The organism is Algoriphagus aquimarinus (assembly GCF_007997215.1).
GTDB lineage: Bacteria > Bacteroidota > Bacteroidia > Cytophagales > Cyclobacteriaceae > Algoriphagus > Algoriphagus aquimarinus_A.
In genome coordinates this window covers 837,944-850,337 of record NZ_VORW01000001.1, presented here as the reverse complement: position 1 = coordinate 850,337, position 12,394 = coordinate 837,944, and the positions used below count along the sequence as shown (strand labels likewise).

The 12,394-nt window shown below is 41.3% G+C and carries 14 protein-coding genes; 6 read left to right on the top strand and 8 right to left on the bottom strand.

The window, feature by feature from the left end:
• Positions 1-43: 43 nt before the first annotated feature.
• The 4 genes from ESV85_RS03925 to ESV85_RS03910 all read right to left on the bottom strand — a co-directional run bounded on the left by ESV85_RS03925 (position 44) and on the right by ESV85_RS03910 (position 2,149).
• Positions 44-610: a cupin domain-containing protein gene (locus tag ESV85_RS03925; RefSeq protein ID WP_146914921.1), complete on the bottom strand. Its 567-nt coding sequence runs from the start codon at positions 608-610 to the stop codon at positions 44-46.
• 174 nt (positions 611-784) lie between these two features.
• The gene (locus ESV85_RS03920; protein ID WP_146914920.1) at positions 785-1,240 is read right to left on the bottom strand and encodes a DUF1772 domain-containing protein; all 456 of its coding nucleotides are present in this window, start codon (positions 1,238-1,240) and stop codon (positions 785-787) included.
• Positions 1,241-1,253: 13 nt separating this feature from the next.
• Positions 1,254-1,700, bottom strand: a complete 447-nt coding sequence (locus ESV85_RS03915) for an ester cyclase (protein ID WP_146914919.1) — start codon at positions 1,698-1,700, stop codon at positions 1,254-1,256.
• Between the two features lie 77 nt (positions 1,701-1,777).
• Entirely contained in the window at positions 1,778-2,149 is a 372-nt protein-coding gene (locus tag ESV85_RS03910; RefSeq protein ID WP_146914918.1) for a hypothetical protein, read from the bottom strand.
• Between the two features lie 292 nt (positions 2,150-2,441).
• On the opposite strand from ESV85_RS03910, the gene ESV85_RS03905 reads away from it, so the two are divergent.
• The 6 genes from ESV85_RS03905 to ESV85_RS03880 all read left to right on the top strand — a co-directional run bounded on the left by ESV85_RS03905 (position 2,442) and on the right by ESV85_RS03880 (position 7,728).
• Positions 2,442-3,341, top strand: coding sequence for a sugar phosphate isomerase/epimerase family protein (locus tag ESV85_RS03905; RefSeq protein ID WP_223275894.1), 900 nt, complete (start codon positions 2,442-2,444; stop codon positions 3,339-3,341).
• 36 nt (positions 3,342-3,377) lie between these two features.
• Positions 3,378-4,202, top strand: coding sequence for an alpha/beta hydrolase (locus ESV85_RS03900; protein WP_223275893.1), 825 nt, complete (start codon positions 3,378-3,380; stop codon positions 4,200-4,202).
• Between the two features lie 109 nt (positions 4,203-4,311).
• Positions 4,312-5,853 carry a M20/M25/M40 family metallo-hydrolase gene (locus tag ESV85_RS03895; RefSeq protein WP_146914917.1) on the top strand — a complete coding sequence of 514 codons (1,542 nt, stop codon included), beginning with the start codon at positions 4,312-4,314 and terminating at the stop codon, positions 5,851-5,853.
• A 126-nt stretch (positions 5,854-5,979) separates the two neighbouring features.
• The gene (locus ESV85_RS03890; protein WP_146914916.1) at positions 5,980-6,177 is read left to right on the top strand and encodes a type II toxin-antitoxin system VapB family antitoxin; all 198 of its coding nucleotides are present in this window, start codon (positions 5,980-5,982) and stop codon (positions 6,175-6,177) included.
• The gene (locus ESV85_RS03885) at positions 6,174-6,575 is read left to right on the top strand and encodes a PIN domain-containing protein (protein WP_146914915.1); all 402 of its coding nucleotides are present in this window, start codon (positions 6,174-6,176) and stop codon (positions 6,573-6,575) included. The genes ESV85_RS03890 and ESV85_RS03885 overlap by 4 nt, the downstream gene beginning before the upstream one ends.
• A gap of 67 nt (positions 6,576-6,642) precedes the next feature.
• Complete coding sequence (locus tag ESV85_RS03880) at positions 6,643-7,728, top strand: serine hydrolase domain-containing protein (RefSeq protein ID WP_146914914.1); 1,086 nt, start codon at positions 6,643-6,645, stop codon at positions 7,726-7,728.
• A gap of 29 nt (positions 7,729-7,757) precedes the next feature.
• On the opposite strand, the gene ESV85_RS03875 is transcribed toward ESV85_RS03880, so the two are convergent.
• The 4 genes from ESV85_RS03875 to ESV85_RS03860 form a co-directional block, all read right to left on the bottom strand.
• Complete coding sequence (locus ESV85_RS03875) at positions 7,758-8,294, bottom strand: AAA family ATPase (RefSeq protein ID WP_146914913.1); 537 nt, start codon at positions 8,292-8,294, stop codon at positions 7,758-7,760.
• Positions 8,287-8,898, bottom strand: coding sequence for a nicotinamide riboside transporter PnuC (gene pnuC / locus ESV85_RS03870; protein WP_146914912.1), 612 nt, complete (start codon positions 8,896-8,898; stop codon positions 8,287-8,289). Before pnuC ends, ESV85_RS03875 begins: the two co-directional genes overlap by 8 nt.
• Before the next feature lie 85 nt (positions 8,899-8,983).
• Positions 8,984-10,546 carry a hypothetical protein gene (locus ESV85_RS03865; RefSeq protein WP_146914911.1) on the bottom strand — a complete coding sequence of 521 codons (1,563 nt, stop codon included), beginning with the start codon at positions 10,544-10,546 and terminating at the stop codon, positions 8,984-8,986.
• Entirely contained in the window at positions 10,543-12,342 is a 1,800-nt protein-coding gene (locus tag ESV85_RS03860) for a hypothetical protein (RefSeq protein ID WP_146914910.1), read from the bottom strand. Before ESV85_RS03860 ends, ESV85_RS03865 begins: the two co-directional genes overlap by 4 nt.
• Positions 12,343-12,394 lie beyond the last annotated feature (52 nt).

The following is a 12,394-nucleotide window of genomic DNA, read 5'->3' as shown; positions in this document are numbered from 1 at the left end:
TGCTATTTCAAATACTTTTGTTGTGTGAAGTTTTTCTTATCTGTCAATCAATCTTCAAAGGTGGTCCGACAACTTGCATATCATTATCTGCAAAAATTTTTGATATTTCTTCCTTACTCGGCTCATGGTCCAGCGCCGCCATTGTAACAAAAAAATTCTCCAGTTTACCTGCAGGTTGCATTATTACCGTCATTTTTCCTTTTTCAGATACTTGTGTCCAAGCATGAGCAACTTGACGAGGCAAAAATATACTGTCACCCGTTTTCAAATCATATTTGTCGTCACCTACTTGAAACTTATATACGCCTTCAAGAATGTAAAATATTTCGTCCTGTGCAGTGTGAATGTGTAAAGGTGTTCCCTTGCCCTGCGACAGAGAAGTCTGCTCAAAAATTGCGAGGTCGCCATCAGTGTCACTTCCTGAAATTTTCACATCAAGAATATTCGAGTTTACACCTTTCAATTTGATGTGCCCGTGAATTCTCCCCTCACCTGCTAATATTTTAAATCCCTTTTTTTGTCTCGAATATTTTCTTATTACTTGTGAAAATGCGAATAATGGCGTTGTCGCTAAAGTCAAAAGAGATGCGATAAATATATTTCTTTTCATGTCTGTAATGATTTACGAGTTTGTATTAAAATTTCACACAACGGTTCTCAGCTATACGCAGGCAGGGATTTTAACCAATGAACTTCATTCGGAGAACCGAACTTCCACCATGCACAAAAGTGTCTTCGAAGCACGGAACCGCCGCTATCGTAAACCTCTTGTTAGCAGTAGTTTTTAGTCCTTTTTCATACTTGTCCATGAAATAAGACAAAGACCAATAAATGCTGACAATGTTCTTACTTCATGATAAAACCACCACTGATTTCTTAGGTCCATCCAATTATTTGGTGGGCTTTTCACAGCCCAAGTCATTACAATGCTATTAATTGGTTGATTTCCAAATTTGGTTGTAAGACCACTTATGATCAAAAAAACACTTGCAACTAACAGAACTGAAAAAGCCGTTTTTTCTTTTCGCCTTAGAAATGCTGAAATTATTGTCAATATAATTGTAATCAAACCCAGCAAAGGCATAAGAGTATTTAAAGCTAAAATCGTATGCTGTTGTTCTTCAATATAGGTTGGGAAAGATAAATCCTTTGGATTATATCCAATCCATATTCCAAAGATTGTTCCGGCTACCAATGCTGCCATCACTATGTTGCAAAATCGAATAATTTTTGTGGTCATTTTTTTGTTTTAATTATCTTTTAAGAAAGCTTATTATTTTCATTATAAATTTTGGTGGTGGCTTCATTCCGAGTTGTTCCATTAAAGCCAAACGGTCGGGGACACCCCAATGCGCGATAAGTTTACCATCTTTAAACTGCATAATATCAATAACCGTAATCTCGAATTTTTTTCCTGTCGGAGGTAATGGTCCAAATTGTTTTTTATGCGTGCCCCGTCCAGTCATCCTTCCCCAAACTTTGTCACCATCAACAACAATGTCCTCAATGGTCAAACTAAAATCGGGAAATGAGTTGTGCAAACTATTAATGGCATTTTTTACCCCTTGAGCTCCAGGAGGATGGAAACCATATTGATGTTCTATAAAGTCAGGAGAAGAATAGGTGTCAAGGACGGTAACATCTCCTTTGCTAAATCCTTCTTCAATAAATATTCGAAAAAGTTCTTCGTTGTTTTTCATGATTTCTGCGTATTTTAATTTATTACGGTCTTCTAAAATTACTGCTAACGTAATATAGGCTCAATTGCGTCTATTTCTTATTTAGTATCCCAGTGGTGATATGGAATTGTTTTGATGTGCTTGATCAGCTCTGTGAGGTAACCAAAAATCAGTTTGATCCGACCGGAATTAGTTCTGATCATCAATACTTGATCTTTTTGAATTGTAGAATGTCCTTTTAGGTTGACAGGAATTTCCTCTGATTTCTTAATGGAATGCACTCGATCCCCGAAATACGCAATGATTTTTTCGAGGTTGCCAGGATAGTGTGGTACTTCCCAATGAAAGTCGGATTTGTTCCATCGGACATAGGGCATTGACCTAATAAACTGTATGTCCTGCTCATTTTTGGGTATTTTGAGCAGGATCTTCCGTGCAATGACTTGAATTTCGATAAAAAATTTTTCCATAGCGCTTAAAAATGCTGCGCATATATCCTCTATGCTGAAATAGACGCAAGTCTATACTAGTTAAAAAAATATTAGGTCTTTTAAAATACCCCACCAACAAAATCTTCCCAGTGTTAGTGGACTGCCCAATAGAAAGATCTAACGATCGGAAGTGATGGCACACACGAAAAATCTTGTCTTGCTAGAGTGAAGTAAAAGGAGTTTTACCAATCTCAGCAATGTGCAATCTTTAGTTAAAGAATAAGCAAACTCCCTATCTTGAAGGCTGAATTCTTACCTCAAACCTGAACCTATGCTTAACCGCCGAAATTTTATCAAGCAATCAGGACTTGCGCTATCAGTCGCAAGCTTTGGCCTTTCCAGTTTCAATTTTTCAAAAGCAAAGTCCTACAAAATGGGATTACAGCTCTTTACCATTAGAGCTCCTATGGCTGAGGACCCAAAGAAAGCCCTAAAAGCTATCGCTGGTTTTGGCTATCAGGATACCGAAACCTACGGATATGATGGAGCTACGCAAAGTTTCTATGGCATGCCAGCAACTGATTTCAAGAAGGTCTTGGAGGACAATTCCCTTCTAAGCACAAGTGGTCATTACGATTTTATCAAGTATTTCAACGGCACAACAGATGAGCTTATCCGCTACACGGATCAGAGCATAGAAGGTGCTCATGCATTGGAACAAAAGTATATCACTTGGCCATGGCTCGACCCTGAATCCCGCTCCATAGAAAAGTTTAAAATCCTAGCTGATAAGCTGAATTTGATCGGTGAGCGTGTGAATAAAGCTGGACTGGGCTTTGCCTACCACAACCACGATTTTGAATTTATTGATCACAATGGTGAAATGGGATATGACATTATTCTGCAAAATACCGATCCGGAATTAGTCAAACTTCAGATAGATCTGTACTGGGTAGCGCACAGCTCTCCACGCACAGCGCATGAGCTTTTCATGGAAGCGCCAGGCCGATTTGTCATGTGGCACATCAAAGACATGGATAAAATCAGCCGGGACTACACCGAGATGGGAAATGGATCAATTGATTACACCAAAATCCTCCCTGATGCAGCTATGTCAGGAATGGAATATTACTACATAGAGCAAGGCGGTAATTTCGCGCATGACCCCATTCAAAGCGTAAAAGAAAGCGCAGAATTTTTTAAGAAAAATCTGATCAACTTATTTGCCTAAATTAAATCTTCCCATTAACTCTATTTAAACTCCGAAATGAAATACAAACTCAACTTCATACTAGCACTTACTTTTTTCTCCCTGCTATCTCTTCGCGTGCTTGCCAGCGTCGACACAGTTGCTACTTTCAGCGCAGCTATGCAAAAGGAGATCAAGGCAGTAGTGATCACACCAAAAGATTATAGCGAATCCAAAGACTACCCAGTGGTGTATTTACTTCATGGTTATTCGGGAGATTATAAAGCATGGCTAAATCAAGTTCCACAACTGGAGAATTATGCAGATCAATATGATCTAATCATCGTGACGCCTGATGGGAATTTTGGAAGCTGGTACTGGGATAGTCCAGAAGTAGAGAGCTCCATGTATGAGACTTATGTGGGAAAAGAATTGGTAGAGTTTATCGACCAAAAATACAGCACGATTCAGAGCCGCGAAGGAAGAGCAATTACTGGCCTGAGTATGGGAGGACATGGTGCACTATATCTCGCATTCCGTCATCAGGAAACCTATGGTACAGCAGGAAGTCTAAGTGGTGGAGTGGACATTTATCCTTTTCCGGAAAACTGGGAGATGAAAAAATACCTAGGTACCAAAGCTGAAAACCCTGCTCGCTGGGAGGAATACTCAGTGATGTATCAAAGCAATCGCCTGATAGCAAATAAACTGAAGTTGATCATCAGCTGCGGTACAGAGGATTTCTTTTACCATGTAAATGTGAAACTGCATGAAAAACTAGCTTACAACAACATTCCACATACATTCATGACAGGACCTGGAGGTCATTCTTGGGATTACTGGAGAGATGCCGTGCAATACCAGCTGCTATTTTTCCATAATTATTTTGAAGGCCAGAAATAGGCTAACTGTGCAGTATAACTCCTTCAACCCCCTTACAAATCCACCAACGGCTCGGAAATGAGATTTTCAAAGTATATTTTTAGAACTAAAATAAACCAAATATTAACGCATGAAAAAGAGATATTTAATAGGCATGGGCTTGATGCTGCTTCTAGGCAGTAACGTCCAAGCACAAGACGAGGTGATTGAAAAGATCATCAAAGAGGAAACTGAAAACTCTCAGCTTAAGCAAATTGGGCATGAATTGATGGATGGAATCGGACCAAGACTGGTAGGTTCTCCTCAAATGCAGAAAGCACACGATTGGGCAGTTGCTAAATACAAAGGCTGGGGCATCGAAGCACGCAACGAGCAGTGGGGCGAGTGGAAAGGCTGGGAAAGAGGAATCACTCACATCGATATGGTGGCTCCTTGGACAAGATCTCTAGCAGGTACTCAACTGGCTTGGAGTCCATCTTCGCCAAAAGGTGGAGCTCAAGGCGAAGTAGTTGTGATTCCAGAATTGGCTGATGAAGCAGCTTTCAAGGCATGGCTTCCATCTGTAAAAGGCAAATACGTAATGATCTCAGCTCCACAGTTGACTGGTCGTCCAGATTACAATTGGGAAGAATATGCAACTGAGGAATCTTTCGCAAAAATGAAAGAAGATCGTACTGCTTCCTCTAGAGAATGGAACGAAAGACTTCAAAAAACGGGTAAAGGTCGTAGAGAATTGCCAACTGCATTGGAAGATGCTGGAGCACTTGGTATTATCACTTCTTACTGGTCTCAAGGATTCGGAGCGAACAAAATTTTCTCTGCATCTACTAAAAAAGTACCGACTGTAGATCTTTCTCTTGAGGACTACGGCCTACTTTTCAGATTGGCTGAAGGTGGCGAGAAGCCAATGATTACCCTTAATGCTCAATCCAAAGAAAACGGAATGGTGCCTACTTTCAACACCATTGCTGAAATCAAAGGAACTGAGAAGCCTCAGGAGTACGTGATGCTTTCTGCTCACTTTGACTCATGGGATGGCGGAACTGGAGCAACTGACAACGGTACAGGTACCATCATGATGATGGAAGTAATGCGAGTATTGAAAGAAGTATATCCTAACCCTAAAAGAACAATCCTGGTTGGTCACTGGGGTTCTGAAGAGCAAGGATTGAATGGTTCAAGAGCCTTCGTGGAAGATCATGCTGACATGATACCTAAGATCCAAGCGCTTTTCAACCAAGATAACGGTACCGGCCGAGTGGCTAATGTATCAGGTCAAGGCTTTGTAGATAGCTATGAGTACCTAGGCCGTTGGATGTCAAAAGTGCCAACAAACATCACTAAAGATATTGAAACTACCTTCCCTGGCAATCCAGGTGGCGGTGGATCTGATTACGCTTCCTTCGTGGCAGCTGGCGTTCCAGCGTTCTCTTTGAGCTCATTGAGCTGGTCATACTACAACTATACTTGGCACACGAACTTAGATACTTATGACAAAATTGTTTTTGACGATGTTCAAAACAACGTGATCATGGCAGCTATCATGGTATACATGGCAAGTGAAGAAGAAGGAATGGTTTCTAAAGAAGTAAGAATTCCAATTGGGAGAAACGGTGAGCCAACAGAATGGCCAGCTGTACGCTCTCCTACTAGAAAAGGTGGCGTAGAATAAACTAACCTCTTATACTATACTGAAAGCCACGGGACATTTTCCGTGGCTTTTTTTTGCTTGAACCTATTTTAAATCAATGCGTTATCTATATTGCACAATTAATCACGCAACCTAGCATCAAAAACCATGAGGACGACTTTAGATATTCCAGCTGAATTATTAGACGAAATAATGGAGCTAACAGGAGCAGCTACAAAAAATCAAGCTGTGAGAGAAGTGTTAGAAGAACAAATTAAACTAATCAAGCGAAAACGTCTGTTGACGATGAAAGGTACAATCGACTTAGATTTGGATCTTGACAGACTCAGAGATAGAGAATCATGAACAAGTACAGAGTTCTAGTAGATAGCTCTGTATGGATTCAATATTTCAAATTTGGAAAAATTGACTACTTAGATAACCTAATTGAAAACGATCTAGTCTGCATAAACGACCTTATTTTAACAGAGCTAGGGCCAAAGCTGATTCATCAAAAGAGAACCGATATTTGGGACAGTCTTAATGCCCTTGAAAAAATCGCTACTCGAATTGACTGGGAGATGATCAGAGAATATCAAATCATAAATATCCGTAGTGGAATCAATAATGTCGGAATTCCTGATTTAATAATAATGCAGCAAGTAATTGAAGAAAAACTAGCACTTTTTACACTGGATAAGCATTTTAAGTTAATGCAAAGCTTTTTAACATTTGAATTAATTCAGGCCTCAGAATCTCCATAAAGCACCTTTTTCCCCCAATTAGTGCAATAGCAAAAGGTTTTGTAATTTCCTGATAAATCCCCTTGTCATGAACAGACTCCTAGCATTCTTCCTTTTGGCGCTTGTTTCCTTTAATACTAATGTAGTTGCCCAACAGAAAATCCTAAAAGAAGCAGTTGAGAGAGCTAAAACTGAAGAGTTTTCAGGAGTAATTCTCGTTGCAGAAAATGGGAAAATTCATTTCGAGGAAGCGATGGGAATGCGTGCATACGAAAATCGAAGTTTGCTTCATAAAGATGACATCTTCGAATTAGCCTCGATTTCCAAGCAATTCACTGCCATGATGATCATGATGTGCAAGGAGAAAGGTCTGCTGGATTTTGATGATAAGCTTTCCAAATACATAGAAATCCCTTATCCCAATATTACTATCCGCAACCTGCTCACACATACCAGTGGCTTGCCGGATTATCAAGCGATCATGGATGCTCATTGGGACAAAAGTAAGGTAGCAGGCAACCAAGACATTCTCGAATACTTACGGAAATATGCTCCTGTGAAATCATTTGATCCAGGTGACAAATATGAGTACAGCAATACAGGCTATGTCATGCTGGCATCTGTGGTGGAGAAAGTAACGGGTGAAGATTTTGTAGCACTTTCTAAAGCTTGGATTTTTGATCCGCTAAAAATGAAAAATACTGCTATCAGATCTCTGGAGGAAAAAGCACAGGTTCAGACCTTTGCTGCAGGTCACCAAAAGGATGAAAATGGCAAGTATGTCAATGCCAATACCTTCCATTCCTCAGATTATACGGTATGGCTTGGCAACAGAAAAGGACCAGGTAGGGTAAGTAGCAGTGCCCAGGATTTGCTGAAATGGGATCAAGCGCTTTACACAGAGAAGCTCGTCACTAAAGAAACTATGGAGGAGGCTTATACTGCCTTCAAGTTAAATGATGGTACCCGCAGCTATTACGGTTTTGGATGGGAGATCAAACCCCAAAGCCCCTTCGGAAAAATGGTCATGCACACTGGATCTAATCCCGGCTACAGTACGATCATTGTTCGATTTTTGGAAGAAAACAAGACAGTTATTATCCTAAACAATAATGCTCATCCAGACATGATGAGAATAGTAGAAGCGGCAACGCTCTCATTGGGAAAATGGTGAAGTAAGTCGTATTTGTAAATCTGACAGGCTTATACTCTTTCTTTGCCAATCGAGTTGATCACTTGGATTGCTGTATACTCTCGACTCTTTCTATTCCCTGAAATAACCATAAATGGAAAACCACTTTTCTCTGCCAATTTAGTGTATAAATCAAGGAAATAATTACGCATTTTCAGCTCTGGATATTCACGCTGAGGATCGGGAGTCCAAGGCAAATCCGTGTCTGTAAGTAAGATCAAATCGTATTTCCTTGATTTAATTTGATCCATTACCCAAGGATCAGTCTTTCCAAATCTATGCTCAGACCAAATGTGGATAACTCTCAAATCAGTGTCACAAAACAGATATTTTTTCGCCTTCTCGGCCATTTCATCCTCTAGAGAAACCTGGCCTTTGCCTATTACCAGCATATCTTCATAGCGATATTCTCTACCTAAATCCTCTAAATATTCACGGGCAAATTCTGGTACCCAAGGTTCTCCAAAATAGGAAGCCAGATCCTCTGCCAACGTGCTTTTCCCCGTGGATTCAGGGCCCAAGATTAAAATTCGTTTAAGACTAGGCATTTTTTCGTGCAGATTTGATCCAAGTAATTAAGCCCATGATAGCCAAAATAGTAAAGAAAAGGTATTGAAATGATGTCAAAACTAAGCCCTTGTAAAAATAGAGTGGTACAGCAACCAAGTCAGTAAGAATCCAAAATATCCAGTTTTCCACTTTCTTCTTTGCCATCAACCACATCCCTACAAACGCCGAAGCAGTCGTAAACGAATCCCAGTGAGGCACATCGCTATCGGTGAAATTGACCAATACATACGATAGAATAAAGTATGAAACCGCAAAAATACCAATCGAAATAGCCCATCCACTTGGTTTGAGCCAGGTGACAGGCAATTCAGCTTTTCCTTCTTTTGGATGAGTCCACACATACCAGCCATAAATCGACATGCTGAAATAATAGGCATTGATTCCCATATCGGCGTACAACTTGTATTGAAGGCAAATCCAGACATAGATCAGCGTGGAAATAATCCCTGTCGGGTACACCCAGATGTGCTCCTTCAAGGAATACATCACCGAGGCAATTCCAAAAAATACTGCAAATGCCTCCAGCCAGGTCATATTCTGTAAGCCTTCAGCCAACCCGTCAAGCAGGTATTGTAATTCCATGGCTCGAAATAACGAATTTTTGTGCTATTAAGAAGGGTTTAAACACAAAGAAGCCTGCTCAGTTCAAGACTAAGCAGGCTTCAATTTAGTGAGGTAATCTAGTCAGCGGAGCGCCATTTCTGGCTTTTTTACCAAAACTAGCAGGAATAGCGCCCGAGGGTGAGTTGGTCACGTAGACAGCAAAAACTGTGTTGGAAACCCAGGTCCCTTGATTTGGAATGCTTGGAAATGGATATTGAGCCTCGATACCGCCATAAATATAGCCAGCCAAAATCTTCTCTCCGGTAGGTACGTTACTCAGTCTTATCACTCCATTATCAAAAGCCATTAGGGCGGCTTCAAGACTTCTGTTTCCTATAAAACTAATGCTTGACCCCAGCAGTCTATTTCCAGGAATTGGGTTTGACTGAATAAATTCCTGATAGGTGCCAGAGCTGGATTTCTGGAAGGTGCTGATATCCGCGATAAATGGCAAACCGTCATTTCTGCCTTGGGCAGTTACCGTGTCAAAGGCAGCTCGCTGATCAGGAGTCTGGGAATAATAGTACATGCTTATTCCCCCAAACATGGTGTGATATACGGAAGTATCCTGTGCAGTTTCATTATAAACTGTAATCACAGGACACTCATACTGGCTGAATCTCTGATGAACAGTTGAATCCATTGCCACGCCAGATGGACTAGAAATGTAAATCGGATAATCATAGCCGCCAATAATCCCTGGCCGGAACACACCACCCAAAGCTGTAATATTCTCCATGCCAGTAGCTGGATCTATGCTTTCTAGGATATTTCCATCTCTACGGTGAAAAGGTTGATCTGCGCCTGAATTTGGAGTAGCTCCGTATGCGGTAACTTTTAACGTTTGAGGGTCCAGCCTAAAAACTCTGAATTGATTGGAATACTCCTGGGTGAAATCTGTCCCACCAAATGCTCGGTATTGACCGTCAAACTTTTGTCCAAAAACCAAGTAGAAGCTGCCATTCAGCATAAACAATTCACCTCCTGTAATAGCAAGCCTATCGTCTTTTCCGATCTGCATCATAGACTTAATACTACTTGCCGAGGCACCTGATTTGATTGCCGCAGATACATCTTCGAGCTTAAATCGAATCACTGTCCCAAATGTCACCATGTTTGATCCATCGGCTTTCCAACCATAGCCACCCACGATATACATATAGTCCGAAGCCTCATCATGATAGGACTGAAGATTGGTAGCCTGAAGTGGAGCTGAAAGCTCGTCTCCCAACTGATTCACATCAAAAGACCACTGATCTCCCGCCACAGGATCGAGGATAAACAGAAAGTTATTCGCACTGTCCTTCTCGAAATTAGTAGCCGGCGCAGGATTAAAGGTATGTAGTCCCTGTCTTCTTCCCCCGGCAATGAATAGTTCTCCTGCCTGATTCATTGCACTCGCGTAAGATTGCAAACTCGGTAAAGCAGCTTTCGCTCCATAGTTTTGCTCCACAAATTCAATGGTAAAAGGTAAAGCATTCGCTACTTCATTTGAATCCAAGGCTGCTTTCGACATTAAGACATCTGAATTGGCTTTATCCTCAGTTTTCTCAGAAGTAGCACAGCTAGAAAAAGTAATTGCGCTAATACCTACAGCTATAAGTAATACTAGATTTGATCTTTTCATGAGGTTGGAGGAGTAATAGGGTTGTCTTGCATATTCTTTACATAATATAAAACCGTCATGGTTCGCTCTGGAGACATATCTCTCGTCACAGGCATATACCTAGGGTCAGTGACCTCTCTACTCATGAAAAAAGGAATCGCACCTGCATCAATCCCAAGTGGACCAGGAGGAGCCTGATACAAGCCGAATGGAGGGTTTAGCGCAAAAGTCTGAAAGGAATTATAATCGATCAGGTTGATCTTCTCTGTCATTCCCGGAAACAGCTTCACATAACCAGCGAATATCTCCTGGATCTCTGGCCAAGTAGGATTTTCGTTTATAGAATATGCCGACCAAACCAGACAGGAAATCATTGCGCTTTGGGAAATAGGCTCAGATACCAACTGATCAGGATCTGTGATATTGATGAAATACAATTGCCCATCTAACTGTGGAGTCCGAGAACCTGGATCAGAGAGCACATTGATCGTCACTGTTGCAAATCCATTCGCGTCAGTCGGTGAAATAGCAGCTTCAATTGCTCCATCTGCTTGTGGAGTATTTCCTGGATTACTAGGTGGAACTGTCGCTCCAGGAGTATTTCCATGCACACTCACCACGTCGACTTGCAGCTGTTTCCCCACTAATGGTTCCTGAAGCCTGCTAACATATACACTCGTCGAAGAGGTAGTCCCAGGGAAACCAGACATACGGATTGGCCGAACCTCCACTTCTATATTTGTCTGTAAAATATTCTCTTGGAAAATCACTTGTGGGCCTATATCCGTTCTAGACATCTCTAAGCTAAGTGAACCAGAAAGTGCCTGAGTCAACTGTGCATCCGTCAAAGGCATCTCAACAATTTGAGAATAGAGATTGTAGCAAAACTCAGAATAATCAACATTGCCTAGTGACACCTTGGAATTATCCGCCAGCGTAATATAAGCAGTCAAATTCCCCAGATCAACAGGGGCACCACCGGCATTTTGTCGACAAATGCCATTCGCTAGGTCGAGGATAAGAAGCTTACGGTTTTGATCGATGACAAAGGGACAGGTATTAAACATCGGCCAGTTCCAAGGATCACTTTTGTCCTGAGTTCTGCCAGCCAACATTCTAGCCCCAGGATTATAGCGAGGTTCTGAGCCAATCACTGGCCCCAAAGATCCGGTGATTCTTCCCGTTTGGAAATTTACATCTTCAGGTACATTGCGATAGCCATCGACTACAAACCGCATGGAGATCAGGTAATTTCCATCTTCTAAAGTCGTCTGGCTTTTCAGCAAAGCAAGAACTGGTGAAACAGAATCAGCTGGCCAAGTAGCTTGTGGCACTCGAATGACTGATTGGTAAACCCCACAGGCATTCATATCTCCACCAAAGCTATCCATCATATAATCTGAGTCCTGCCAGCTGCGCGTCGCCAAAACTGCCACCCACCATAGCTGATTCAAAACTGCTGAATCTACCAAACCTGTAAGACTCACACCATCCGCAATAGGGATGCTGACCTGCATACCAAAAATAGTCGGAACACCTTGCTGATAGACATCGATGTCTGCAATTTTCGCCGAAGAAGGTTGGTCTGTTGTAATGAATGGAAGATTTACAAGTGGATCTGATACTTCACCACTTGATCCAATAGTGGAGACTACAGAGCATTCCTGTAGCTGAAAGCGATGCAACCCATTCGGGTTTTGCCAAGGTGAAGGGACTGTATTATCCACTTCATAATGGGTGGGATCATTATTGACGGTGGATGGATCTGTAAAAAATCTACCGTAAAAATTGATCCTAGGATAGGATAAGTAACTCATACTATTGGGCTTAAAATGAATATTAAAATTTTATAAATCAACTGACCCAGTC